The organism is Mammaliicoccus sp. K-M42, assembly GCF_022386375.1.
GTDB classification, from domain to species: domain Bacteria; phylum Bacillota; class Bacilli; order Staphylococcales; family Staphylococcaceae; genus Mammaliicoccus; species Mammaliicoccus fleurettii.
Genome location: NZ_JAJNIS010000001.1, coordinates 45018 through 70481 on the forward strand (window position 1 = coordinate 45018; position 25464 = coordinate 70481).

Consider the following 25464-nt stretch of genomic DNA (forward strand, 5'->3'; position numbering starts at 1 on the left):
TCATATGAATAGGAGGAAAGAAATGAAGAGAATATTAGTTATACATACAGGTGGAACAATAAGTATGTCAGAAGACAAAGATACAGGTAAAGTAGAAACAAATTCAGAACATCCAATGCACAGACATCAAGAGTTTATACAATCTTTAGGTGATATTACAGAAATCAACCCATTTCAAGTACCTTCTCCACATATGAACAATCAATATATTATTAAATTGAAAAATATCATATGCGAATCTATCAAGAATGATGAATATGATGCTTTTGTTATTACTCATGGTACTGATACGTTAGAAGAAACTGCATATTTATTAGATTTAACAATAGATACTCAGTTACCTATAATTTTAACAGGTGCTATGAGATCTTCCAATGAAATAGGTTCTGACGGTTTATATAATTACGTTTCAGCATTAAAAGTAGCATCAACTGATGATGCTAAAAATAAAGGCGTAATGGTAGTATTTAATGACGAAATCCATACAGCTAAAAACGTTACAAAGACACACACATCAAATACGAGTACTTTCCAAAGTCCAAACTATGGACCAATAGGAAGTGTCACAAAAACGCATGTAATATTTCATCACCAGCCATTTCTTAATAAGAAATATACAGAAATTAATCCTGATATGAAAATAGGTATTGTAAAAGCACATATGGATATATCAAGTGACCTATTCAATTTCTTCGTCGACTATAAATATAACGGATTAGTTATAGAAGCACTTGGGCAAGGCAATATGCCTCCTACAGCATTAGAAGGTATAATAAGCTTAATAGAAGCAGAAATACCTGTAGTGATGGTTTCTCGATCATTTAATGGAATTGTTGGTGGTATATACGCATATGAAGGTGGCGGATATCAACTACAGCAAATGGGTATTATTTTGTCGAATGGTTTAAATGGCCAAAAAGCAAGATTGAAACTTTTAGTAGGACTAAGTAATAATTTAACAAAAGAAGAACTCGTTCAATATTTCTCATAAAAAAACACCCTGTTATAAGGTTTAATACCAATAACAGGGCGTTTTTTTATGATTCTAGAGGTGTTTGTTTTTTTCTATCTATGTCTTGTGCGATTGTACCACCATGATACTTCCCATTTTCTATGAAAATAGTATTAGCATCATTTCCAGCTGCAATAACTCCAGCTATATATAAATTCTCAACATTGGATTCCATCGTATCTTTATTAAATGATGGTGCTGTTCCAAATTCGTTTGTAATGGTTTCAACGCCACATGATTCTAGAAACTTATAATCTGGATGATAACCGATCATCGCAAATACAAAATCATTTTTAATAGTGTGAGATTTCCCCTCTTTAGAGAAAGTTAATGTTTCTTCATCGATGCGTTCTACTTCACTGTTAAAATGCATTGTGATTTTTTCGTGGTTTGCAAGCGATTCGAAGTTAGGCAATATCCATGGTTTAATACTCTTAGAATATTCTGTACCACGATATAGAACTGTTACTTTTGCTCCAGCTTTCTCTAATTCAATTGCAGCATCTACTGCAGAATTTTTTCCACCAATTATAACGACATCTTGATTAAAATAAGGATGAGCTTCTTTAAAGTAGTGCATAACTTTACTTAACTCTTGTCCTTCTACTTCTAATGAATTAGGTTGACCATAATATCCAGTTGCAATTGTTAAAAATCTAACTTTGTATGTTTGTTTAGTTGTAGAGACTAAAAATCTATTATCAACTTTTTTAACTGCTAACACTTCTTCAAATGTTCTAACATCAAGCTGATGATGTTTAACGACTTCTCTATAATAAACAAGTGCTTGATTTCTTTTAGGTTTTAAGTCTTCTACGATAAAGGGTACATCCCCGATTCCAAGTTTATCACTTGAAGAAAAGAAGGTTTGATGAGTTGGGTAATTATAAATTGCATCTACTACATTACCTTTTTCAATTACAACTGTATTAATACCTCTTCTTTTTTGTTCGATTGCCGCACTTAATCCACATGGACCTCCACCGATTATTAAACTTTCATATTCTTGCATGTACCTTCACTCCTTATAATATCCTCAATCATTATATCAATAAAGAGAGATTATTAAAATAAATTGTTTCTAAATTAAACAAAGAACACAGGTAAACAAACAATTTATAAAGAATTAAATAAAAAAACAGCCAACAAAATTACTCATTGTTGGCTGCTGATATTAATTGTCTTCAGTTACATCTAGAACTTTAAATCCATTTTTAGATAAGTACTTGATAAACTTATTAATATTATTTGATTTTTCAACTTTAATAATCATTCTACGGTACATCTTATCCGTTTCATCAAATGTTACAAATGAAATCGTATTTAATTTGTATTTAGCTATAATACTTGATAATCGCTTAATTCTACCTTCAGCTTCAACTGATGTAATAGCAATTCTAACCCCTATTTGTTTCATACCGAAAGCTGACTTAAATTGTTCCATAACATCATATCTTGTAACTACCCCAAGAAAATCTTTTTCATCATTTACTACTGCAAGAATCGGAAAATCTTGCAAATTAAGTAGTGACTCTTCAACTACAAGATTTTCATTTAATGAGTGTAAATCTAATGTTAAGATTTCTTCGATTAATGTATCCGCTATAAAGTTATCTCTAGATACATTTTCTTTTTTAAAGAAATAATGTCTAAAAATACTATATCTTGTGATCATTCCTATATACTTTCCATCAGCTACAACTGGTAAGCCATCAATCCCGTGATGTTCCAACTTATCAAGAGCTGAGTGAATCGTATCTTTTGGATGAGCAATGTAACATTTTTCTTTCGGTATCATTATATTCGTTAAATACATAAATCCATCCCCTTTTGTATATGTCTATGGTATTACTAAGTTCTGACCTTGTGATATTTCATTGCCAGAAATACCATTTGCTTGTCTAATTTTCTCTACATTTTCAGGTGAACCACTTCCATAATATTGAATAGCTATACGGTATAAGTTTTCTTTTCCTGTTACTGTATGAGCTTCTTGCGATTGACTTTGATTATTTTGCGTGTTTTGATTTGCTTGATTATTTGCTGCATCTTGTGCGGCATTTTGTACATCTTCATTTTCAGCACTTTCGTTGTATTGATTCATACTATTGTCGCTGTTTTGACTTTGGTCTTGATTAGCTTGGTTATTTTGTTCATCAGAATTGTTTTCATTTGTGTTGTTTGATGAATTGTTTGCAGAATCACTAGAAGCATTTGAGTTACTATCTTTATCTGAATCACTTGATTTTTTATCATCGTTTTCAGATTTTTTCTCATCTTCTTTTTTAGCTCGGTCTTTTTCAGTTTGTTCATCTGCTTTTTTCTTAGTATCAATGTTTGTTTGTTCAGTTTTTTCAGTAAGCTCTTTACCATTATCTTTATTTGCACCATTTAAATACATGCCAAGGAATAGAGCTAGGGCACCTAAAATAAGAATAGCCGCAATAATAGGTATTAAAGCTTTTTTAAATTTATTAGAATTACCATCGTCTCCATTATGACCACTTTGACCGTTGTTACCACCATTAGGAGGCGTTCCTCCACCAGAAGCACCAGTTCCAGCTACTCCTGCACCAGCAGCTGCGGCAGCACCTTTTTTCTTACCAGACTTATCATTTTCAGCATGTTTATTACTATCTTGTTTATTTTGATTTTTGTTGTCTTTATTTTTTGCTGATGCTGCTACTCCAGCTCCAACTGCTCCTGCACCAGCAGCTGCGGCAGCGCCTTTTTTCTTACTAGACTTATCATTTTCAACATGTTTATTATCATCTTGCTTTTCTTGATTTTGATTGTCTTTATTTTTTGCTGAACCTGCTACTCCTGCTCCAACTGCACCTGTTCCAGCAGCTGCGGCAGCACCTTTTTTCTTACTAGACTTATCATTTTCGGCATGTCTATTATCATCTTGCTTTTCTTGATTTTGATTGTCTTTATTTTTTGCTGATGCTGCTACTCCAGCTCCAACTGCTCCTGCACCGGCAGCTGCCGCAGCACCTTTTTTGCTATTTTTATCATTTTCTGATTTCTGTTGTTGTTCAGGTTTGTCAGTTAAAGATTTTTTCGGACGTTTCTTACTAACATTATTATTTGAAACGCCTGAATCTGCACCAGTTGATCCAACTGCAGCTTTATTAGATGTTGTAGGTTCTTCTTTAGTTTCTTGTTCTTTCGGAGTATCTGAAGTTGAACTCTGTTTATTTGCTTCTTCTTTTCTTCGTTGTCTTCTTAATGCACCTCTTGGAGGATAATGCTGTTCTTTTTTACTTTGTTGCTTATTATCTTGTTTTGAATCTTCTACTTCTTTCCGATTAGATTGACTATTATTGTTCGTCTCTTCGTTGTTTATTTCTTCTTTCTTTACCTTGTCTTCAGGTCGTTCTATCGGTTGACGACTCTTTTCAAATTCGTCTTTAAAATTATCTTTAGACAATAAACTCACCTCATCATTAACTTATTGATTTCAATTATATTGAATTACACTTTATTATATCCCTGTTCAACTTATCAAGTAAAGCAATCCTATTAAAATATTGCATTTAATCTAATTTGATATGTTGTTTTTCTCTTTACTTCTTTAATATTAGGCAATTTTATTAAATTTGCATTGTTACAATTATCGCAGCAGTTCTCATTTTGCATGACTTTCTCGTTAAAATATTGCATTAAATAAAGCCTTCTACAACTATCAATTTGAACATAATTTTTCATGTAATTAAATGCATAACTTTTTTGATCTTGCTCAGCTTGAATTTTAGCTTTTAATTTATTGATAGGATATAGCTCAAGAAGGAACTTTATATTCATCGTAACCTCCTCATTTAACTGATACCCTTGTTCATATAAATTAAGCATATCTATATCAATTCCATGATCATTAGCTAAATGGTTAAGTATAAGTAAATCACGTGGTGTAAATAAACTGATTGCTTGTGACTGTTCTCCATCTCTACCTGCTCTACCAACTTCTTGAACAAATTTAGATGGTGAAGTTGGTAAATGATAATGAATAACTGTTCTAACATCTTGTTTGTTTATGCCCATTCCAAAAGCACTCGTTGCGACGATTATCTTAATGTCATTGTTAATAAATTGTGTTTGAACTGTAGTTCTCTCTTGATAATCTAAATCGCCATGATAAATACCCGTTAAATATCCTTCTTTATAAATCATATCAGCTAGTTCATGACACTTTTTTTTGGAAGATACATAAATTATTGTTGGTCCCGTTTCTTTAATTTCATTTAATAAAAATTTATCTTTTTCTTCTTCACTTTCAAAATTAAAATGATGATACATAATATTTGAACGATTTAAACCTTCTTTATGTATTTCAAATTGTCTTTTTGTTATTTCTTGAATGTCAATTATCATTTTTTTGGTTAAAGTAGCAGTTAAAGCAATAACTTGAGAATGAAGAAAGTGTTGCGTCACTTTTGAAATCAATGCATAGTGTGGTCGGAAATCAAATCCCCACTCACTCAGACAATGTGCTTCATCCAATACAATATATTTAAAATTTATTGATTTAAAATGTTTGAAGTTATGCTCTTCATAAATAAATTCTGGACTACAAAATATAAATTGATAATTCTCTAAATCTTTAAATATGTCTTGTTTCTCATCCATCGATAAAGCAGAATGTATTGCGACTGCATTCTTTTCTCCATTTAATTTCATTTGAACAACTTGATCATCCATTAATGAAATTAAAGGTGATATTATCAGTACTCTACCTCCCGTGATATATGCTGGTAGTTGGTAACACAAACTTTTTCCAGCACCTGTTGAAAGGATACTTAGTACATCGTGACCATCTAATATATTTTGAACTGTTTCTTGTTGGCCACTTCTAAATGTTTCATATCCAAAATATTTTTTAAGTTCTTCTTGTAGCATTTAATCCCTCCATTGCAAAGCAAACATACATTAATTTAATTTCAAAATAAGTAAATTCGCCTAAAGTTTCATAATAATATTTCAAATTTTGATTTGGTTTATCTTCAAAGACTTTTACAAATTTTGAATATTTAATGTCATCTATGTACTTGTTCATATCAGTTAAATAGCCTTTAATATACATTTCTATTATATGATCGTGAATTGTATGAGTTTTAACATTTTTCATAATAGCTAATTGTTCGATATCGTATGTTTGATTTAACAATTGATATGTCGACAAAGTTTGCTGATGTAATTTAGGTTGAAATTTAATTTGTGATAAAATTGGATATCTTTCTTGATTTTGTATTGTAATTTGTATCAACTGATATTCTTCGACTAAGCGTTCTTTTAATTCGATTATGGGTATTTCTTCAATCTGTGATATTTGTTCTGTTGTATATGGTGTTTCACGATAACCAGCTAATAAATAATGAACATAAATTCCACTAAAATAATGATCTATATCTTCAAATAATTGATTAACTTCTTTTATAAATTCTTCTTCGTGATGATTGTTAATAGATATGTATAATTCTTTTGCTTTGAATTGAATTGTTTTATCATTAATAATAGGTTGGTAAGAGAAATGCTCATGTTTTCTCTGGCTAATCATTTGTATTAACAGTAATATAGTGCCTACTGTTTGAATAGCTTGTTGATAGAAAAAATTACCTACAATAGGATTTTGATTTTTTATTGGTTCTTGCTCAACTATCATTTCGAAATCATTGTATTTTAAATTTGGTAGACAGCCATAATATAATTTTAAATGCTCAATACTAGCATCAAAATAGGTCTGATGTGTTTTCTTTCCAATTAAAATATTATAAATACTTTTATGCGTTTTATTTTCATGTTTCATAGAAAGTGCTTTCAAAATTAATTCTTTCAAATAAATCACCTCAATTAATATAAAAATGTTGAAAAATATAAGTGTTATCACTAAAATAAGTATGTATAATAAGTGTAGCATGTTTTTTAAAGGAGGCGAAAATTTTGGCTAAATACACAATAGTAGATATGGATACATGTATCGCATGTGGTGCATGTGGAGCAGCTGCCCCCGATATATATGATTATGACGACGAGGGAATCGCCTACGTAATATTAGACGACAATAAGGGAATCGAAGCTGTTCCTGAAGAGTTACTCGAAGATATGGAAGATGCTTTCGAAGGTTGTCCTACAGATTCAATTAAAATAGCAGATGAATCGTTTGACGGAGACGCACTTAAATTCGAATAATATAGATTAAATTAAGATTTTAGAATATAACAATCTTTACACATTAGTGAGTAGAAATTCATTGAACAAATGGTTTCTACTCCTTTTTTCTTTAATAACATTATAAAAAAACACCCAATCCATTGCAATCAATTTTGGATTGGGTGTTCTATTTGAATTTCATTTACTTTATAATCGTTTTAAGTTTATCAAATATCAGTATATATATAATAGAAATCACAATACCTTTTATTAAGTTAAATGGGATGATCCCTGCTGAGACAATTAATTTTAGATTATGTGTTAAGTCTGCTAAATTCATAATTTGACCATATAAAGGTAATAAAACAAAATAGTTCATTAAACTCATAAATATCGTCATTAAAATTGTTCCTGTTAATAAGCCATAGCCCATAAACAATTTATTTTTTTTAATACGGTAAAAATAGTATGTTGGTATAATTAAACAGATTGAAGCTAGAAAGTTTGCCGTGTTACCTATAGGTTCATGAGATACAATTAAAAAGTTCAATACGTTCTTGAATAATGCAACCAAAATACCCGATACAGGACCAAAAGCAAATGTTGCAACAAGTACTGGTACATCACTAAAGTCCATAGTTAAATATGGCGGTAAAAATGGCAATGGAAATTTTATAAACATTAAAATAAAGCTAATTGCAATAAGCATACTTACAGTGAGTAAGCGCTTTGTTTTGTTATCGTTAGACATATAAACTCCTCCTATTCATCTCGTAAGAATAGGAGGAAAGCAATAGCTAAATAAACCTAGTATTAACTAGATTTTTCCTCCATCTTCTCCCATCCAGACTTTAACTGTCGGCCTTAGATTTTCACTAAGTCAGCCAATACATAAATATTTACGTATCAGGTCGCGGGCTATAACCGCCGGTATGGAATTACACCAAACCCCGAAGATGAATTTTATTAAATTTTATTTTTATGATTCATATATTAGCACATTACTAAACAATTTTCATCAAAATTACTCACAATCATTTTATTTCGGTAAAGTAATTGTAAATTGAGTTCCTTTACCTTCTTCACTTTTAACATTAATCGTACCATCATGAGCATCAATAATCTTTTGTACAATAAATAAGCCAAGTCCTGTACCATGTTTACCTCTCGTACGAGATGCATCTACTTTATAAAATCGATCAAATATTTGCTCTAAGTGTTCTTTTGCAATACCTACTCCAGTATCGTTAACAATAATAACAAAGTCTTCTTCTTGAGTATCATCAAAAATCACTTCAATTGAATCGTTCTGATGAGTATACCTCATAGCATTATCTATTAAATTTGTTAAAATTTGTTCGATTCTATCGCTATCACCATACCAATTTGTAGCATCACCAAGATGTTCAAATGATAAATTTAGTCCATTTTCTTTTGCTTGTGGTAAAAATTTAGTGTCAATTTTATTAATAAGTGTTGAAATATTAAATGCTTCTAAATTGACTTTAATCCCTTCAGCATCCATTTTAGCAACTTCTAAAAGTTCATTAATTAATCTGCTCAATCTTTTAGATTCATCTAAAATGATATAAAGAAAATCATCTATATCTTTTTGTTCTGTCACGATACCATCAACTATTGCTTCTGTATAACCTTGTAGCATAGAAATAGGTGTTCTTAACTCATGAGAAACACTCGCTATAAAGTCTTTTTTCATTTGATCCATATGGTGTTCATCAGTCATATCACGAATAATAACAACAATTCCTGATGAACCATCATTTTGAATGCTATCAATATATGTTGATATAACCACATAATATTTATGACCTAATTCGTATTCAAAGAATTGAGTGTTTTTATCTTTAAATGTTTCATTTCTTTGAGTAGATATATCAACATGTGCATATTCTCTAATTTCCTGTAAAAATGTATCTGCTTTCGAATTTGAGATAATTATTTCATTTTTATCGTTTATCCCGAGCACGCCATCTATCATAGAATTAATCAATTTTTCTTGGATATTGTTTTTTGACTTAACGTCATCAATGTTTGTTCTTATATCTTTACTCATTTTATTAAATGCTAATCCAAGTTCACCTATTTCATCACGAGTATAGATAGGAACTTTCTCTGTATAATGTCCTTTTGCAACTTTAAATGCTGCATGTTTAAGTTGTATAAGTGGCTTAGTAATTCTATTAGATAAGAAAAAGGCAAATACTGTACTGACTATTAACAATATAATTGCAGAGACTAATATACTAAGTGTTACTACGTTTTGAGCTTCTTTTATGGAATTAATATCTTGAAATAAAAATATACCTGCCTCATCTTCTTGGAAAGCTTGAGATGGATAACCTAATAAGATGTATTGATGTTTTTCACCTTTATATGATAGTTTAATTTCTTTTAAAACGTGTTCATCATTGTTAAAAACTTTATCAAAAGATTGATTTGTTCTTATTTCATCAATCATGACATCTTTTAGTGGATCTTCTGATTGTTTAGTTAAATCTTGTTTGTTTTTAATTATAATTAGTCCAGCAGGATCTTCTACTAATTCTTTAGCATAATCAATTACTGATTCCTTCTCATGTGAGTTAAGAAGTAAACGTTCAATTTTACTGGCATTATTGTATAAGTTTTCACCGGTTGTTGAAGTATTATATGATTGTAAGAAAGTTATAAGAAAGGCGCTTAATAAAAGTAAAACTGTCGTTACTATTAAAATAATAGATAACCACAGTTTTACAACAACACTATTTAACCGATTCATTATTCAGGAACCTCAAATTTATAGCCAACGCCCCAAACAGTATGAATCATTTGAGCTGCTTCTTCTGAAACGCGATTTAACTTTTCTCGTAACCTTTTTACATGAGTATCAACAGTTCTTAAATCTCCGTAGAACTCATAATGCCATACTTCTTTTAAAAGTTGTTCTCTATCAAATACTTTATCTGGTGATTTTGCTAAGTACAATAATAATTCATATTCTTTAGGCGTTAAATTTACTTCTTTGTGATCAGCTAGCACACGATGTGCGTCATTATCAATCACTAGATTTTCAAATACAATTAAATCTTTAGCAGTACTTGTCTGATTAACAACAGAATGATTAGTTGTACGTCTTAACAGAGCTTTAACACGTAATACCACTTCTCTTGGAGAAAATGGCTTTACAATATAGTCATCTGCTCCAATTTCAAAACCTTCTACTCTATTATTTTCTTCTCCTTTTGCAGTAAGCATAATAATAGGTGTTGATTTTGTTTCTCTAACTCTTTTACATACTTCAATCCCATCTATTTCGGGTAACATTAAGTCTAATAATATACAGTCATAATCTTCGTTTAAAGCTTTATCTAACGCAATTTGTCCATTTTCAGCTTCATCTGTTTCATAACCTTCTCTTTCAAGATACATTTTTACTAACTTGCGAATTCTATCTTCATCATCTACAACTAAAATACGATCTGTCATACTTGCTTAACTCCCTTCTAGCAATTTTTAAGCATAAGAATGTAAACCAGCTACAATTAAATTAACTGCAATAACATTAAATAGGATAATTGCAAGACCACCAACAGCTAACCATGCTGATTTGCGACCTTCCCAACCTTTCCCTAATCTTAAGTGTAGGAATATCGCATAGTACAAGAATGTGATGAGTGCCCATACTTCTTTAGGATCCCATCCCCAATATCTACTCCATGCCATTTGAGCCCAAATGCTCGCGAATAAAATACCACCCAGAGCAAATAAAGGAAATCCTATTATAACTGCTCGATATCCTATTTCATCCATTAAGGATAGATTGACTTTTTTCGTCAATGGTTTCATTAGACTGAACAATGTTTTTCCTTTTAAAATCAATCTCAGTATACCATACAAGATAGAACCAATCACAATTGACCATATTACTGTATTGAGTTTCTGAGCATTGATTACGGCTGGTAATTCAATTTTAATCCAGCTCAATATATCGTTTCTTTCAATTGGTTCATAATCACTTCCTGAAACATGATCAACAAGCAAGCTGTCTTGCTGTGTCACAAATGCAGGTAAATGGTAATGTTGTACAGAATTACTGTCGTTTTTATCAATAAAGAAGAATGTGTCATCATATCCAACAATATCTTTCATGATTACAGTTGTTAAAATAAAACCTATGATGATTACAACGAAATACATAATCACTTCAACAAAGAAGCTATGTATCGTTTTTTCTTTTGGATCAACTGCTGCAAATAAATATATTAAACCAGCAACACAACTAATAGATAATATACCGTAAGAAATCGTTACTGTGATTACATGTATTGCTAACCAACTAGATTGTAATGCAGGTATTAATGGTGATACATCTCTAGAAAACATACTTGCATATGCAATTAGTAACATTGCAATTGGTAGTACGAATAGTGCAAGAATTGGTGTTTTGTAAATTGAATAAATAACAAGGAATCCTCCTACCATCATGATTCCAAACATCGTTAAAAATTCATACATATTACTAACTGGTGCATGACCAGCAGCAATCCATCTCGTAATAAAGTAAATAATTTGTAATACGAAACCAACAACTGTTAAAATAATTCCAATTTTTTCAGCTCTTTTTTTAGATGAACGAACTGAAAAAGAAAATGGCACAATTGCTATTAAATATAGTATAAATGCCGAATATAAACTAATATTACTAATATTTAAAAATAAATCTTTATCCATTATTTGCCTCCTTGCTTTCGTGAATATCTTCTTTTGTATCTTTGATATGTGAAATTTGATGTTTATCTAATACTTGATTGATTTCTTTACTAAATCCATAGTAATTCTTATTTGTATGGGCTGCAATATTAAAGTCACCATTGTCGCTATTAATCCAAATACGTCTGTGATTAATATATGAACCAACTGCTAGGCCAATTAAGAAAATGACAAATCCAGTAAATAATATTGGTAATGTTAAATCTTTTTTAACTGCTAACACAGTTGCCCATTGATTCGTAGCATTAGCGAACTTCACATCATATTGATTGCCTTTTGATATATCTTCTGATTCCTTAATTCTCAAGAAACTAAATTCAGGTTTATCACCCTTTTTAGTTACTTCAAACACAAAAGCAGGATTATTTGGATTTGGTGATTTAGTAGCTAATACACCATTTTCTATTTTTTCATAGTCTGGTGCATAACTTCTTAATTTTACTGTTAAATCATCAGTAAGTTTATATTCCTTTTTAGGACTTTCCAAATTAACAGTAAATGATTCACCTAAAGACTTTCCGTCTTTCGTTTTTAAGTTAAAAGTCATATCTTTTAATAAAGAATTATCAAAGCTACTTTGATAAAATTGCAAATTGTCATATGTTAATGGATGATTTACTTTTATAGAATCTGTAGCTACTTCTTTTAAGTTTGCTTTCGAACCTATAACATCTTGTTGATCATTCTTGTATAACGTAGCTTTAGTCTCATAGTTTTTAGCAATTTTATTTAAACTTGGATCGATTGATTCCGCATTTGTATTAGATTGAGACTTTTGATCATACTCTTCGTATATAAAGTCATTGTTTTTTATATAATATGCTCTATCAGTTCCAGGAACAGGTTTAGTTTCTCCTTCTTTAACATAAACCATTTCATCTAAATAAAAGCCTGGTAAAAATCTAAGCATAGCACCGAATAACAATATAATAAGTCCTGTATGATTAATGTAAGGACCATATCTAGATAAGCGACCTTTTTCAAGTAACAAATGATTGTCTTCTTGTTTTACTTTGTATCGTTTTTCTTTAAATGATTTACCAATACTATCTAAGTCAACTTCACTTCTAGTAGACATGTTTAATCTTTGACGTTTATAAAATGTGCTGTGTTTTTTTGTTCTTTGATTTTTCAAAGACTTATGTAATGGTATACCTCTATCTATACTAGATGTAATAATTGAAAAGGCAACTAAGCCAAGTAAAATTAAAAACCACCATGAAGTATATAAATTGTGAAATCCTAATTTGTAGTATAACAATCCTAACGATCCGTAATGTTCATAATAATATTGTTCTGGATTAACATTCATAGGAATGAAATATTCTTGCGGGAATATAGTACCTATTGATGCTGCTACAACAGTTAATATAAGTAATGTAACTCCAGTTTTAATTGAAGCAAAGAAATTCCAGACACGATCTAAAATTGTTCTATTCTTAGTCTTTGAACGTATTGCTTGGCCATCATAACGCATAACGTCAGTTGTTTTTTTCTTATCGTAGTCGTCATTTATTAAACGACCACAGTTTAAGCAGAGTTGAGTACCTTCAGGGTTTTTATGCCCACACTCACAAATAATTTGCTTGTTACTCACCTTAAATCCCCCTCTATTTCACTTTGACCATTTCCATTTCTTTGATGATTTGTTTTTTAGAAAGTTCACCAGTATGCTTAGACTTAATTTTACCATCTTTATCAACAGTAATAGTTGTAGGTAATGGGTTTACTCCATATGCATCAGTGACCAAATTATCATTATCCATCGCAACATTAAATGATGGTGTTTCTTTTAATGAACTTAAATATTGTTTAATTTGTTGTGGATTATTTCTTACATGTATAGCAATGACTTCTACGCCGTTATCTTTATAGTTTTGGTATTGTCTTTCAAGTTCAGGCATTTCACGTTTACAAGGTTCACACCATGTTCCCCAGAAATTTATTAATACGCCTTTTCCACGAAAATCTTTTAAGTTAACTTTTTTTCCATCAACAGTTTCAAGTTCAAATAGAGGAGCCTCATCTCCTACTTGAGCAATTTTATCATTATCTTTAGTAAGGCTAGACCATACTGTAAATATAATTGCGAGAAGAATAACCGCCGTAATAACAATTTGGAGTATAGTCTTCTGTTTTTTCTTCATTTATTATTATCCTCCCTAACACAATAAAAAAACCATACATGTAAAATGTTATGGTGTTTTGTATAGTATATCATGACTAAAAAGCAGATTAGTGGCATTATTGTGAACGTTTACAGTTTATTTACCATCTTGTGCTAAATGTCTTAATACTTTTATTTCATGTGGTGACATTGTTCTACCTTGACCTGCATTTAACCCTTTTAAATTTAAAGGTCCATATTCAACTCGTGATAGTTTCACAACTTCATGTCCAAAGTGACTAAACATTCTTCTAACTTGTCGATTTCTACCTTCAGTAATCGTAATTTCAACATGTGTTACGTTGCGTTCTTTATCTTGACTTTTTACTTTAACGATAGCTGGTTGTGTTAAACCATCTTCAAGTTGTATCCCTTTTTCTAGTTGTTTAACTTCTTCTCTCAATAAATAGCCTTTTAATTTCGCTACATATTTTTTTTGAATTTTATAACGAGGATGTGTCATTAAATTAGTGAATTCCCCATCATTTGTTAAAATTAGTAATCCAGAAGTATCATAATCTAAACGACCAACAGGAAAAATTCTTGCTTTAATTTCTTTGAAAAAATCTGTTACAACTGTTCTACCTTTATCATCAGATACGCTTGTGATTACTTTTGTTGGTTTATGGAATAATATATATAATTTATCAGGCATTTCTAAAGGAATACCTTCAACTTCTATATAATCTGAATCTCTCACTTTAGTACCTAGTTCTTTAACTTGTTTATGATTGACATATACAAGTCCTTCTTCGATTAATTTTTCAGCTTTTCTACGTGAAGTATATCCACTTTTTGCGATTACTTTTTGTAATCTTTCTAATTCTTCGCTCATATTTATTGCTCCTCATTATTTTGTTTTTCATTCATGCTACTAAAAAACAAATCCATTTCTTCTTGTTCATTTTCTTCGTTCGTTGATTTAGGTAAATCATCTAAAGAAGTAAGACCAAAAACATTTAAAAAGTAATCAGTTGTATAAAGTAATTGACTTCTAGATTGTTCATTATGTTTTGATTCTACTACACCTTTAGCAATTAATGTTTTTACAGAAGCGTCAGAATTCACGCCTCTAATTACTTCAATATCACTTCTTGTAACAGGTTGATTATATGCAATAATTGATAAAGTTTCTAAAGCTGCTTGTGATAACTTAGTATTCATATTGTCTATCATTAACTTTTCAAGATATGCATGCATAACTGGTTTAGCAGTTAAAATACACTTGTTACCATAAAATATAATTTGCAATGTTTCTCTTTCATATTCAGCGGCTAAATCTTTCAATTGTGATGGTGTAATTTCCAGCAATTCGCATAATTGGTTTGTTTCAATTCCTTCATCACCTAATGAATATAATAATCCTTCTAATAATCCTAATTTACTCACTGACATAGTTCACGCCTCGATTTATAGTTATTTCTCCAAATTGATATTGTTGAAAAACATCAATTTGTCTTAATTTCATCATTTCTAATATTGCTAAAAACATTGTTACTAAAACATTTGTATTCAAATCAGGTGGTAAAGTTTCGAAAAAATTAAAACTTTTACAACGCGAGAGCTGATCTTTAACATTTGCTGTAGCCATCTCAATTGTATAACTATCTTCACTCACAGTTACATGCTGTGGTTTATTAAATCTCTGTCTTTTCTTTGTTCGTTGATATGCAATAATTAAATCCGTCATATCTAAATCTAATGGTGCACGTTTATCGTGTACCACTTCAAATTTGGACAAATCTGCAGGTTTTTTAATAAATATATGTTCTCTATCATTCTTTTTAACATTTAACAATTCTGCATATTCTTTATAATTTTGATATTCTATTAACTGTTTAACTAAATCTTCCCTTGGATCATCTTCAAATTCATCAATGTCAGATGGTTGTGTAGGCAATAATAATTTACTTTTTATCATTAACAATTCTGATGCCATAACTAAATACTCACTTGCCACATTAATTTCTAATATCTTCATTTGATGTATATAACTTAAATATTGTTCTGTAAGTTCCTTCATTGGTATATCATAAATATCAATTTCGTATTTCTGTATTAAATGAAGTAATAAATCCAAAGGTCCTTCAAAGGCATCAAGTTTTACTTCATACATTTAAAACTTCCTCATTTCTATTCCTTTTACGTGCATAAACCTAAAAATTATTATACCATGATTACATATAAAGATTCTATGCTAAGAGGGATTTAAAATGGAAACACAAGTTATGTCATTTCATTATCATTTCCATGTCTTAAGACATTACTTTGAATGTCACGATATTTTAGAAGAACATTGGAAAGAATATGAGAATTTTAGTAAAAACGACTCAATAGTTAGTTTAATATTATTTTCTACTGCTTGTTATCACTATAGACGTGGAAATATTACTGGCGCACTTAAAACATATAAAAAATCTTTGCAAATCGCAGAGGCTAATGATGAATTTCACCACTTAGGTATTGAAAAGACACCTTATGTATCAATTATTAAGTCGCAAATCATGCGAATTGATCAAGGTAAAGTATATCGCAATATACAGCTTCCATTAACTAAAGCATGTTACCAAGCTTTAGAAAGTACTTATGATGACTTTGATTTTAACTATAATAAAGATGTATCAGATTATATTAAGCATCATCATCTGCTTCGTGACCGTACGGAAGTTATAGAAAGCAGAAATTCAGCTTACAACCAACGTCATTCTAAACTATAAATAACCAATAAACAAATCCCCACACTATTGCAAAAGTTAATAGAACAGCTAATGTTCTATATTTTTTCGTTTCATTATTTTGTGATTTATTATTCTTCATGCTTAATCTCCTTTTTTGCTCTCGGATGGTAATTCAAGTACATATCTCTTATTTGTTTTTTAGAAATATGTGTGTAGAGCTGAGTTGTTGAAATGTCAGAGTGTCCTAACATTTCTTGAACAGCTCTAAGGTCTGCTCCATTTTCTAACAAATGTGTTGCAAACGAATGCCGTAAAGTATGTGGCGTTAAAGTTTTAGTAATACCTTTTTCAAATCCGATTTTTTTTAATATTTTCCAAAATCCTTGACGAGTTAAAGCTGTACCTCTAGCATTTAAAAATAATACATCTGTTATTTGTTTCTTCAATAAATTCGGTCTCACTTCTTGTATATAACGTTTCAACACAGCCATTAAATGATCACCAAGAGGTACAATTCTTTCTTTATTCCCTTTACCAAATACTCTTATAAAACCCATTGTCAAATTTACATCTTCTACTTTTAATTGAATGAGCTCTGTTACCCTTACGCCTGTACCATAAAGTAATTCAAGCATTGCTCTATCACGTTCGTCTCTCTCGTTTGTGATATGCGTAAATGTAAGTAACTGGTTAACTTCTTCTTCACTTAAGACATCTGGAAGTTTTTGTTCGTATTTCGGTGTTTCAATAAGAATTGTTGGATCTTTTACAGCATACTTTTCTCTAATTGCAAACTGGTGAAAGCTTCTTATAGTAGCTGCTAATCTAGCAATTGTTTTAGAAGATTTTCCTTCTTCTTTTAAATGAGCAAAATATTTTTGAATAACAATACGGTCTATATTATCAATGTGACTAACTTTATGCTCATTTATATATTTATTATATTGTGTTAAATCTCGTTTATAAGATTGAATTGTATTTTGACTTAACCCTTTTTCTAATCTTATAAAATCTATGAATTCATTTATGATTTGATCCATATACTCACCTCGTTATTGTCACTATTTTACCATAAAAAAAGACATCACTAAAATCAGTATGTAACTTCTTTTAGTAACGTCAAAATATATAGATTTATTCTTCACGACATCTATGACAAACACCATGGAAAGTCAATCGATGGTCCAAAATTTTAAAGTTAAATTCTTTCTCAACACGACGTTCAACGTCTTCTAATAAATCTTCTTCAATTTCATCAACTGCTCCACATTCCATACATACCATATGATGATGGAAATGTTTTGCACCTTCTTTTCTCAAATCAAATCTTGCAACGCCATCACCAAAGTTAATTTTATCAACTACTTTTAGTTCAGCTAAAAGTTCAAGTGTTCGATAAACAGTTGCTAATCCAATCTCAGGTGCCTTATCTTTAACTTTTAAGTAAACATCTTCCGCACTTAAATGATCGGCTTCATTCTCAAGTAGTACTCTAACTGTCGCTTCTCTTTGCGGCGTTAGTTTGTAGGAAGCTTTGTGTAATTGTTCTTTCACACGTTGTATACGTTCTTCCAACTTGACACCTTCTTTCTTAAATAAAATCATTATCAATTAGAATTGTATTCGTATACTAAAATACCAATAATATGATTAAAAAGCAAGAGAAAATGCCCTTTTATTTAGAATGATTATAATTTAGTAATAAGTATTGAAATGCGATCATTGTCTTAGCATCTTCAATCTCTTGTGACAATAAAAGTGATTTAATTTTTTCTACTGGTATTTTACTTAAGTGTAGAAATTCGTCTTCGTCTAAATTAACTTTTCCTTCCGTTAAATCTTTAGCGATATATATACTCACTTTTTCGTTACAAAATCCTGGGCACCCATAAACTTCACCTATAAGTTCTAATTTATCAGCTATATAACCTGTTTCTTCTTCTAATTCACGTAAAGCAGCACTTTCTCTTTCTTCTCCAACTTCTAATTTACCGGCTGGTATTTCAATCAAAGTTTTCTCCATAGCTTTTCTAAACTGCTCTACAACAATAACTTCATTTTCTGGTGTTATTGCTAGTACTGAAACTGCCCCATTATGTAAAACAATTTCACGTTCACTTGTTTTACCATTTGGTAATTTAACTTTATGCTTTTCAAGGTTGATAATTCTTCCATTATATATATTTTCTTTCGATATCGTTTCTTCTGTTAATTTCATTCAAGTGCCCCTCTTTTCATTTAAATAATTTATCTGCTAAACTTAATATATAAAGTGTAGCGAAAGGAGCTTCAATATGCAAAAAAATATATTAAAAAGTGGCATTGAAATTTCAGAAGTTGGCTTAGGTTGTATGAGTTTAGGCACAGATTCAAATCATGCTGAAACAATTATAGATGAAGCCATTCAACAAGGTATCACTTATTTTGATACAGCAGACTTATATGATTTCGGTGAAAATGAAAAAATAGTAGGAAAAATTTTAAAGAAATATCAAGATCAAAATGGTATTGTTATAGGTTCGAAAGTTGGAAATCATTTTAACAAAGAAACAAAAGAACACTTTTGGGATCCTTCTAAAGAGCATATAATGAATAGCATTAAAGCATCATTACAAAGATTAAACATTGAACAATTAGATTTATATATGTTACATGGTGGTACAATTGAAGATAATAAAGACGAATCAATCGAAGCATTTGAAAGATTGAAAGAAGAAGGTTTAATTAAAGCATATGGTATTTCTTCTATCCGACCAAACGTCATTGATTATTATTTAGAAAATAGTAATATTGAGACAATCATGATGCAATTTAGTCTTTTAGATAATAGACCAGAAGATTTATTAGAAAAAATAGATCAACATGATGTAAAAATATTAGCGAGAGGCCCAGTATCCAAAGGTTTATTAACAGGCAAATCCACTGAAATACTAAATAAAAAATTCAAAGATGGTTTTTTAGAATACAATTATAATGATCTTTCAGACACGATTTCTCAGCTCAATAAAGAATATGATAATTTGTCAGCAGTCACTTTCAATTATTTGAAGTCTTTCAATGCACTCGGGTCAATTATTACAGGTGCAAGCTCACCAGATCAACTTAAAGATAGTATTCAAAACTATAACCAATCATTAACAGAAAAAGAAATCAAACATGCAAGAGCAATCGTTAAGAATCTAGAGTATACAAATCACTTATCATAAAATTTAAGACAAACAAAACACGCTCAATCCAAATTCATTTATTTTGGATTGGGCGTGTTTTATATTTTTTTGCTTAAAAACCCTTTTTTAAATATCTTTTCGAATGTTCTTGGCGCTAATTGATAAAATCTCAAACCAAAATCCATCCACTGTGGTTCATTAATTTCTATTTTCTTTTTTATCATTCCTCTAACAATATTTTCTGCTAATTCATCGACATCAAGTTGAATATTTTTTGTAAGTTTTTGAAATGTTCCTGTAGGATCCGCTTTTAAATGAAATTGAGACTTAAATGGACCCGGATGAACTGTTAGAACATGCAAATCTTCTCTTTCTAATCTAAGTGCGTTCGTAAAACTACTTAAAGCTGCTTTAGATGCCGCATAATGACTTCCGTATGGCGTTGTTACCTTTGCAGAAATAGACGAAATGTTCACTATTGAGGAACCTCTTTTTAAATTAGGCATAATTTTATTTATTAAAATAATAAGATTTATGAGGTTGATATTATATATTTCCTTAATTTCTTCAGTAGTATGCGCTTCGTTTGATTTAAAATAACCTAACCCTGCATTATTAATAATGCCATCATATTTTATATTTTCTGATACTATAAAAGATTCAATTTGAGTTAAATCATTCATATTTAGTATATATACATCTAATATATTTTTATATTTAGCTTTTAACTTATTTGCTTTTTCTTTGTTTCTAACAATTATTGATACATATGCTCCATGTTTATTGAGAGCTTGAATTATATTTTCTCCTAATGAACCCGTTGCTCCTGTTAGCATATAATGTTTACCTAGCATTACAATCATCCTTTTTTGCTTATTATATTTAATGTATCACAAATTTTTCTAACTGCTAAATTATATACAAGCACTTTTGACATAAGTTTTAATTACTTTATAATTAAAATGAATTCTTATGGAAGTGAGTGGTTTTATTATGAAAATAGTTTTTTATGGATCTGGTAATATGGCAAATGCAATTTTTACAGGAATAGTAAACAGTAAATCAATTGAGCCTGAAAATATTTTTTTAACAAACAAATCTAATCTGGAAAAATTAGAAGGTTATCATGACACATTAGGCGTGAGTTATAGCTATGATGATGAAGAATTATTAAAAGATGCTGATTATGTTTTCTTAAGTACTAAGCCTTATGACTTTTTAAAATTAGCTGAACGTATTAAACCTTACATCACAAAAGACAACAAATTCATTTCAATTATGGCTGGTTTACCAATTAGTTATATTAGAGAGAATTTGCAAGTTAAAAATCCAATAGCACGAATTATGCCGAATACAAATGCACACGTTGGGCATTCTGTTACAGGAATTAGCTTCTCAACTAACTTTGGTCCAAATTCTAAACAAGAAGTATTAACGCTTATCGAAGCATTTGGTACTGCTTTAGAAGTAAAAGAAGACCATTTACATCAAGTAACTGCCATTACAGGTAGTGGTCCTGCATTTCTATACCACGTATTTGAACAATATGTAAATGCTGGTACTAAACTTGGTATCGAACAATCACAAGTTGAAGAGTCTATAAAAGAATTAATTATTGGTACAGGTAAAATGATCGAACGTTCAGATTTAAAAATGGATCAATTACGTAAAAACATTACATCTAAAGGTGGTACAACACAAGCAGGATTAAATGCTTTAAGTAATCATGATATCGAAGCTGTTTTCTTAGATTGTTTGAATGCTGCTGTAAAAAGAAGTGTCGAGCTTGCTGAAGCTGAAGAAGATTAATAAAAAAGATGAAAGTATCAATACGATACTTTCATCTTTTTTTCAATTAAGTCTAATCAGTTTTTATCTCAATAGTTATTACTACACTTTTATAGAAGACTTCTTATTTATATTTGAAAATGATCATAATCTTTTACAAAGTAAAATTCTTGATCTGTATTTTTTATTAAGGATTGTTCTATTTCTTTTATATCTTCTAGTTCATATCGATTAGATAAATGTGTGAACAATCCTTTTTTAACGTTTTCATCTCTCATTAATTGAAATACATCATCAATATGACTATGAAAATAAGAATTAGCTAAATTTTTATCGCCTTCTATATATGTCGTTTCATGCACTATTACGTCTGCATCTTTAGCTAGAATTAGTTCATTTTGACAAGGCATAGTATCTCCAAATATCGTGATAACTTTACCTTTCTTCTTTGGTCCCTTGAAATCTTTTGATTGATAAGTTTGATTATTATATTCGAATGTTTCATTAGCTTTAACTTCTTGATATTTTGGGCCAGGTTCAATACCTAAAGCCTTAAGCTTTTCTACATCTAATTTACCTTCTATGTCTGGTGCTGTAATTCTATAACCAACAGATAAAATACCATGCTTTAAAGGCAAAGCTTGAATATGAAAACTATCTACATTTAATTCAGTTTCTGTATTAAACTCATTTACTGTAATTTGATAATTTAAATTTGATTGTGATATTTCTAGAGCCGTATGAATAAATTTTGCAATTCCTTTTGGCCCTATTATCGTTAACGGTTTATCTTTACCACCTTGGAAGGAACGACTCGTTAATAATCCAGGTAATCCAAATATATGATCACCATGTAAGTGCGTTATAAATATGTGACTTACCTTACCCAGCTTTATGCCTGTATGCAATATTCTGTGCTGAGTTGCTTCTCCTACATCAAATAACCAAATTTGATTTTCATGTGGAAGGCAATTAAAGGCAATAGATTGTGTATTTCTTTCTTTAGTCGGCAGTCCGGCACTTGTGCCTAAAAATGTTAGTTCCATTGTCTTCCTCCTTACGAAATTATTATAACATGTTCTTAACTGTGATTTATAAAAATACATAAATAAACCTGTTATTATACAAATTACTGAATAAATTGAAAATTAACAGTTTAAATTGAAGAATATCAATTAGTAACATGTTATAATAAATGATATTGTAAAAAGCAACAAAGTTAGAGAATCGAGGTAAATAAATGACAACCGAAACTAAAAATATCCCATGTTTAATTACAATATTTGGGGCAACAGGTGATTTAAGTCATCGTAAATTATTCCCATCTATTTTTCATTTATATCAACAAAACCAACTAGATGACCACATTGCAATTATTGGTGTTGGACGAAGAGATTGGTCTACTGAAAAATTCAGAAATGAAATTAAAATTTCAGTAGAAAAGCATGTTCAAGATACAGATAAATTAGATGAATTTATGGAACATGTATTTTATCAATCACATGATGTGAGTGACCCTTCTAGTTATGAAGCGTTATTAACTTTTTCAAATGAATTAAATTCTAAATATCAATTAGAAGGCAATAGATTATTTTATCTAGCTATGGCACCTCAATTTTTCGGAACTGTAACCGACTTCTTAAAATCATCTGGCTTAACTGAGACTGATGGTTTTAAAAGATTAATTATAGAAAAACCTTTTGGTACTGATTTAGCATCTGCAGAAGAATTAAATATACAAATAAGACGTTCATTTAAAGAAGAAGAAATATATAGAATAGACCACTACTTAGGCAAAGATATGGTTCAGAACATTGAAGTGTTAAGATTTGCTAATGCTATGTTTGAACCATTATGGAATAATAAATACATTTCAAACGTACAAGTAACTTCATCTGAAATTTTAGGTGTCGAAGATCGTGGAGGCTATTATGAAAATAGTGGCGCACTTAAAGATATGTTCCAAAATCACATGTTACAAATGGTAGCTTTATTAGCAATGGAACCCCCTATTAGTTTAAATAGTGAAGACGTTAGAAATGAAAAAGTAAAAGTTTTACGTTCTATAAGACCTCTAAATGAATCAGAAGTAAAACAAAACTTTGTTAGAGGACAATATGACAAAGGTCAAATTGATGGAGAACAAGTTAAAAGTTATAGAGAAGAAGAGAAAGTGGCAGATGATTCTAACACTCCTACTTTCGTTGCAGGTAAATTATTAATCGATAACTTTAGATGGGCTGGCGTACCATTCTTTATTAGAACTGGTAAAAGAATGAAGAAAAAAGGTATTCAAGTTATTGTTGAATTTAAAGAAGTACCTATGAACTTATATTATGACCGTGATTCAGAATTAGAATCAAATTTATTAGTTATCAACATACAACCTAATGAAGGTTTATCATTACATTTAAATGCTAAAAAACAAGTTCAAGGCATTGAAACTGAACCAGTACAATTATCATATTCAATGAGTGCTCAAGATAAAATGAACACTGTCGATGCATATGAGAATCTAATATTTGATTGTCTTAAAGGTGATGCTACCAACTTCACTCATTGGGAAGAACTAAAAGCTACATGGAAATATGTAGATGTAATACAAAATGTGTGGGACAATGATAAAGCACCATTCCCAAATTATAGAGCTGGCACTAATGGACCAATAAAAAGTCAGCTATTATTGTCTATTGATGGATTTAAATGGTGGGACGATATTAACTAATCTTTCTACCAACAGGAGTGACTGAACATTGGAAGTAATTAAAGTTTTACAGAGAGCGATTGTGTACATAGAAGACCATTTACTGAGCAATATTGATTTGCAAACTTTAAGTGAACATGTAGACCAATCACCATTTCATTTGAATCAAACATTTACAATGGTGATTGGTATGACACCTATTGAATATCAAAATGCGAGAAAAATGACAGAAGCGGCTTTTGATATTCTTAGCGGTCACTCAAGAATACTAGATATTGCACTTAAGTATGGCTATAAAGACGCTAACGCTTTCGCACATGATTATAATGAATATCATGGTATAAGTCCTTTACAAACAAAGACACATCAATCTATGTTAAAAATCAAAAAACGTGTATCTATAAAGTTAACATCAACTGAGACGGAACCTTTAAATTATTCATTACAGTATAAAGATGATTTAAAATTAGTTGGCAAGAATCATCATTATCATTCAAACGAACTAGATAATCATTTTTTAATACCTGATTTATTAGAAATGTTATTAGAAAATAAATATATCGAAGATTTCATTAAATATAATGATGTAAAACCCCATCAATTATTTATTGTTAGAAGACCACTTATAGATGGACTAGAAGTATTTGTGGGTGTTCCTAGTGATCGCTACCCAGGTCATTTAGATAATTATTATTTACCTGGACATCACTTCGCAACATTTAATTTACAAGGTGAATTAGATTTTGTAGTAAGTGAAGCTTGGCACCATATTGAAAATCAATGGCAACTTAAAATGCCCTATTTGCATGATGACTTTTACGTAGAAGTGTACCCATTAGATGTTAACTTTAATCAGGAAATATCAAAAGTACAACTATGGGTTCCAATCGATCATAAAAGATTGAATTAATCAAAATGATAAGTGAAAGCACTTCGTTAATTTAGTTTTTATTATTAATTAAATTATTCGAAAGTGCTTTTTTGTATAAAAATAATTATTTATCACGATTTTGTAGTGCTGACGCCTG

The 25464-nt window shown here is 30.1% G+C and carries 26 protein-coding genes and 1 riboswitch; of the genes, 7 read left to right on the forward strand and 19 right to left on the reverse strand.

From position 1 onward, the window contains the following. The first annotated feature begins 22 nt into the window (after positions 1 to 22). A complete protein-coding gene (locus tag LQ668_RS00220) occupies positions 23 to 991 on the forward strand; it encodes an asparaginase (RefSeq protein ID WP_107510082.1) in 969 nt (322 codons plus the stop codon). 46 nt (positions 992 to 1037) lie between these two features. Here LQ668_RS00220 and LQ668_RS00225 read toward each other — a convergent pair whose 3' ends face one another. The 5 genes from LQ668_RS00225 to LQ668_RS00245 all read right to left on the reverse strand — a co-directional run bounded on the left by LQ668_RS00225 (position 1038) and on the right by LQ668_RS00245 (position 6848). Further along, the gene (locus LQ668_RS00225) at positions 1038 to 2024 is read right to left on the reverse strand and encodes a YpdA family putative bacillithiol disulfide reductase (RefSeq protein WP_119634244.1); all 987 of its coding nucleotides are present in this window, start codon (positions 2022 to 2024) and stop codon (positions 1038 to 1040) included. A gap of 162 nt (positions 2025 to 2186) precedes the next feature. After that, positions 2187 to 2828: a CBS domain-containing protein gene (locus LQ668_RS00230; RefSeq protein WP_239749444.1), complete on the reverse strand. Its 642-nt coding sequence runs from the start codon at positions 2826 to 2828 to the stop codon at positions 2187 to 2189. A gap of 24 nt (positions 2829 to 2852) precedes the next feature. Continuing rightward, positions 2853 to 4445, reverse strand: coding sequence for a LysM peptidoglycan-binding domain-containing protein (locus tag LQ668_RS00235; RefSeq protein ID WP_239749441.1), 1593 nt, complete (start codon positions 4443 to 4445; stop codon positions 2853 to 2855). Positions 4446 to 4537: 92 nt separating this feature from the next. After that, positions 4538 to 5911 (reverse strand): RecQ family ATP-dependent DNA helicase, encoded by a 1374-nt coding sequence (locus LQ668_RS00240; protein WP_107510086.1) that lies wholly within the window; start codon positions 5909 to 5911, stop codon positions 4538 to 4540. After that, positions 5892 to 6848 carry a helix-turn-helix domain-containing protein gene (locus tag LQ668_RS00245; protein WP_119634242.1) on the reverse strand — a complete coding sequence of 319 codons (957 nt, stop codon included), beginning with the start codon at positions 6846 to 6848 and terminating at the stop codon, positions 5892 to 5894. Before LQ668_RS00245 ends, LQ668_RS00240 begins: the two co-directional genes overlap by 20 nt. A 104-nt stretch (positions 6849 to 6952) precedes the next feature. Here LQ668_RS00245 and LQ668_RS00250 point away from each other — a divergent pair, with 104 nt between their 5' ends. Beyond that, positions 6953 to 7201, forward strand: coding sequence for a ferredoxin (locus tag LQ668_RS00250; protein ID WP_016913182.1), 249 nt, complete (start codon positions 6953 to 6955; stop codon positions 7199 to 7201). Between the two features lie 163 nt (positions 7202 to 7364). On the opposite strand, the gene LQ668_RS00255 is transcribed toward LQ668_RS00250, so the two are convergent. The 9 genes from LQ668_RS00255 to LQ668_RS00295 all read right to left on the reverse strand — a co-directional run bounded on the left by LQ668_RS00255 (position 7365) and on the right by LQ668_RS00295 (position 16215). After that, a complete protein-coding gene (locus LQ668_RS00255; protein WP_119634241.1) occupies positions 7365 to 7913 on the reverse strand; it encodes an ECF transporter S component in 549 nt (182 codons plus the stop codon). Between the two features lie 77 nt (positions 7914 to 7990). Then, positions 7991 to 8124: riboswitch (FMN riboswitch) on the reverse strand. A 77-nt stretch (positions 8125 to 8201) separates the two neighbouring features. Beyond that, positions 8202 to 9941 (reverse strand): ATP-binding protein, encoded by a 1740-nt coding sequence (locus tag LQ668_RS00260; protein WP_078356612.1) that lies wholly within the window; start codon positions 9939 to 9941, stop codon positions 8202 to 8204. Next, a complete protein-coding gene (locus LQ668_RS00265; RefSeq protein ID WP_107509695.1) occupies positions 9941 to 10648 on the reverse strand; it encodes a response regulator transcription factor in 708 nt (235 codons plus the stop codon). The genes LQ668_RS00260 and LQ668_RS00265 overlap by 1 nt, the downstream gene beginning before the upstream one ends. 27 nt (positions 10649 to 10675) lie before the next feature. Beyond that, on the reverse strand, positions 10676 to 11893 hold the full coding sequence (gene ccsB / locus LQ668_RS00270; RefSeq protein ID WP_078356610.1) for a c-type cytochrome biogenesis protein CcsB: 1218 nt from the start codon (positions 11891 to 11893) through the stop codon (positions 10676 to 10678). After that, positions 11886 to 13529 (reverse strand): cytochrome c biogenesis protein ResB, encoded by a 1644-nt coding sequence (gene resB, locus LQ668_RS00275; RefSeq protein ID WP_107509694.1) that lies wholly within the window; start codon positions 13527 to 13529, stop codon positions 11886 to 11888. The genes ccsB and resB overlap by 8 nt, the downstream gene beginning before the upstream one ends. Before the next feature lie 13 nt (positions 13530 to 13542). Further along, entirely contained in the window at positions 13543 to 14079 is a 537-nt protein-coding gene (gene resA / locus LQ668_RS00280) for a thiol-disulfide oxidoreductase ResA (protein ID WP_107509693.1), read from the reverse strand. A 117-nt stretch (positions 14080 to 14196) separates the two neighbouring features. Next, positions 14197 to 14934 carry a pseudouridine synthase gene (locus LQ668_RS00285; RefSeq protein WP_078356607.1) on the reverse strand — a complete coding sequence of 246 codons (738 nt, stop codon included), beginning with the start codon at positions 14932 to 14934 and terminating at the stop codon, positions 14197 to 14199. 2 nt (positions 14935 to 14936) lie between these two features. Continuing rightward, positions 14937 to 15494, reverse strand: a complete 558-nt coding sequence (gene scpB, locus LQ668_RS00290) for an SMC-Scp complex subunit ScpB (RefSeq protein ID WP_078356606.1) — start codon at positions 15492 to 15494, stop codon at positions 14937 to 14939. Next, positions 15481 to 16215: a segregation and condensation protein A gene (locus LQ668_RS00295; protein ID WP_119634239.1), complete on the reverse strand. Its 735-nt coding sequence runs from the start codon at positions 16213 to 16215 to the stop codon at positions 15481 to 15483. The genes scpB and LQ668_RS00295 overlap by 14 nt, the downstream gene beginning before the upstream one ends. Before the next feature lie 97 nt (positions 16216 to 16312). On the opposite strand from LQ668_RS00295, the gene LQ668_RS00300 reads away from it, so the two are divergent. Continuing rightward, positions 16313 to 16816: a DUF309 domain-containing protein gene (locus LQ668_RS00300; RefSeq protein ID WP_203153300.1), complete on the forward strand. Its 504-nt coding sequence runs from the start codon at positions 16313 to 16315 to the stop codon at positions 16814 to 16816. A gap of 89 nt (positions 16817 to 16905) precedes the next feature. Here the strand turns inward: LQ668_RS00300 and xerD are convergent, their stop codons facing one another. The 3 genes from xerD to LQ668_RS00315 all read right to left on the reverse strand — a co-directional run bounded on the left by xerD (position 16906) and on the right by LQ668_RS00315 (position 18995). Continuing rightward, positions 16906 to 17817, reverse strand: coding sequence for a site-specific tyrosine recombinase XerD (xerD, locus tag LQ668_RS00305; RefSeq protein WP_078356603.1), 912 nt, complete (start codon positions 17815 to 17817; stop codon positions 16906 to 16908). Positions 17818 to 17911: 94 nt separating this feature from the next. Further along, positions 17912 to 18352: a ferric iron uptake transcriptional regulator gene (fur, locus tag LQ668_RS00310; protein ID WP_016912376.1), complete on the reverse strand. Its 441-nt coding sequence runs from the start codon at positions 18350 to 18352 to the stop codon at positions 17912 to 17914. Positions 18353 to 18452: 100 nt separating this feature from the next. Then, positions 18453 to 18995 (reverse strand): NUDIX hydrolase, encoded by a 543-nt coding sequence (locus LQ668_RS00315; protein WP_078356602.1) that lies wholly within the window; start codon positions 18993 to 18995, stop codon positions 18453 to 18455. 76 nt (positions 18996 to 19071) lie between these two features. Here LQ668_RS00315 and LQ668_RS00320 point away from each other — a divergent pair, with 76 nt between their 5' ends. Beyond that, positions 19072 to 19983 (forward strand): aldo/keto reductase, encoded by a 912-nt coding sequence (locus LQ668_RS00320; protein ID WP_107509690.1) that lies wholly within the window; start codon positions 19072 to 19074, stop codon positions 19981 to 19983. Between the two features lie 59 nt (positions 19984 to 20042). Here LQ668_RS00320 and LQ668_RS00325 read toward each other — a convergent pair whose 3' ends face one another. After that, positions 20043 to 20798, reverse strand: a complete 756-nt coding sequence (locus LQ668_RS00325; protein WP_078356600.1) for an SDR family NAD(P)-dependent oxidoreductase — start codon at positions 20796 to 20798, stop codon at positions 20043 to 20045. A gap of 139 nt (positions 20799 to 20937) precedes the next feature. Between LQ668_RS00325 and proC the strand changes: the two genes are divergently transcribed. Then, the gene (proC, locus tag LQ668_RS00330) at positions 20938 to 21753 is read left to right on the forward strand and encodes a pyrroline-5-carboxylate reductase (protein ID WP_107509688.1); all 816 of its coding nucleotides are present in this window, start codon (positions 20938 to 20940) and stop codon (positions 21751 to 21753) included. Positions 21754 to 21860: 107 nt separating this feature from the next. Here the strand turns inward: proC and rnz are convergent, their stop codons facing one another. Continuing rightward, positions 21861 to 22778 carry a ribonuclease Z gene (rnz, locus tag LQ668_RS00335; RefSeq protein WP_078356598.1) on the reverse strand — a complete coding sequence of 306 codons (918 nt, stop codon included), beginning with the start codon at positions 22776 to 22778 and terminating at the stop codon, positions 21861 to 21863. A gap of 194 nt (positions 22779 to 22972) precedes the next feature. Between rnz and zwf the strand changes: the two genes are divergently transcribed. Together zwf and LQ668_RS00345 are read left to right on the forward strand one after the other, a co-directional pair. Beyond that, a complete protein-coding gene (gene zwf, locus LQ668_RS00340; RefSeq protein ID WP_078356597.1) occupies positions 22973 to 24457 on the forward strand; it encodes a glucose-6-phosphate dehydrogenase in 1485 nt (494 codons plus the stop codon). Positions 24458 to 24485: 28 nt separating this feature from the next. Continuing rightward, on the forward strand, positions 24486 to 25346 hold the full coding sequence (locus tag LQ668_RS00345; RefSeq protein WP_107509686.1) for an effector binding domain-containing protein: 861 nt from the start codon (positions 24486 to 24488) through the stop codon (positions 25344 to 25346). Positions 25347 to 25464: the final 118 nt, after the last annotated feature.

What these genes read in the sequence shown, in the direction of transcription:
- LQ668_RS00220 (WP_107510082.1), top strand. Translation starts at nt 23, where the DNA reads ATGAAGAGAATATTAGTTATACATACAGGTGGAACAATAAGTATGTCA.
- LQ668_RS00225 (WP_119634244.1), bottom strand. Translation starts at nt 2,024, where the DNA reads ATGCAAGAATATGAAAGTTTAATAATCGGTGGAGGTCCATGTGGATTA.
- LQ668_RS00230 (WP_239749444.1), bottom strand. Translation starts at nt 2,828, where the DNA reads ATGTATTTAACGAATATAATGATACCGAAAGAAAAATGTTACATTGCT.
- LQ668_RS00240 (WP_107510086.1), bottom strand. Translation starts at nt 5,911, where the DNA reads ATGCTACAAGAAGAACTTAAAAAATATTTTGGATATGAAACATTTAGA.
- LQ668_RS00255 (WP_119634241.1), bottom strand. Translation starts at nt 7,913, where the DNA reads ATGTCTAACGATAACAAAACAAAGCGCTTACTCACTGTAAGTATGCTT.
- LQ668_RS00260 (WP_078356612.1), bottom strand. Translation starts at nt 9,941, where the DNA reads ATGAATCGGTTAAATAGTGTTGTTGTAAAACTGTGGTTATCTATTATT.
- LQ668_RS00265 (WP_107509695.1), bottom strand. Translation starts at nt 10,648, where the DNA reads ATGACAGATCGTATTTTAGTTGTAGATGATGAAGATAGAATTCGCAAG.
- ccsB (WP_078356610.1), bottom strand. Translation starts at nt 11,893, where the DNA reads ATGGATAAAGATTTATTTTTAAATATTAGTAATATTAGTTTATATTCG.
- resA (WP_107509693.1), bottom strand. Translation starts at nt 14,079, where the DNA reads ATGAAGAAAAAACAGAAGACTATACTCCAAATTGTTATTACGGCGGTT.
- LQ668_RS00285 (WP_078356607.1), bottom strand. Translation starts at nt 14,934, where the DNA reads ATGAGCGAAGAATTAGAAAGATTACAAAAAGTAATCGCAAAAAGTGGA.
- scpB (WP_078356606.1), bottom strand. Translation starts at nt 15,494, where the DNA reads ATGTCAGTGAGTAAATTAGGATTATTAGAAGGATTATTATATTCATTA.
- LQ668_RS00295 (WP_119634239.1), bottom strand. Translation starts at nt 16,215, where the DNA reads ATGTATGAAGTAAAACTTGATGCCTTTGAAGGACCTTTGGATTTATTA.
- LQ668_RS00300 (WP_203153300.1), top strand. Translation starts at nt 16,313, where the DNA reads ATGGAAACACAAGTTATGTCATTTCATTATCATTTCCATGTCTTAAGA.
- xerD (WP_078356603.1), bottom strand. Translation starts at nt 17,817, where the DNA reads ATGGATCAAATCATAAATGAATTCATAGATTTTATAAGATTAGAAAAA.
- LQ668_RS00315 (WP_078356602.1), bottom strand. Translation starts at nt 18,995, where the DNA reads ATGAAATTAACAGAAGAAACGATATCGAAAGAAAATATATATAATGGA.
- LQ668_RS00320 (WP_107509690.1), top strand. Translation starts at nt 19,072, where the DNA reads ATGCAAAAAAATATATTAAAAAGTGGCATTGAAATTTCAGAAGTTGGC.
- LQ668_RS00325 (WP_078356600.1), bottom strand. Translation starts at nt 20,798, where the DNA reads ATGCTAGGTAAACATTATATGCTAACAGGAGCAACGGGTTCATTAGGA.
- proC (WP_107509688.1), top strand. Translation starts at nt 20,938, where the DNA reads ATGAAAATAGTTTTTTATGGATCTGGTAATATGGCAAATGCAATTTTT.
- rnz (WP_078356598.1), bottom strand. Translation starts at nt 22,778, where the DNA reads ATGGAACTAACATTTTTAGGCACAAGTGCCGGACTGCCGACTAAAGAA.
- zwf (WP_078356597.1), top strand. Translation starts at nt 22,973, where the DNA reads ATGACAACCGAAACTAAAAATATCCCATGTTTAATTACAATATTTGGG.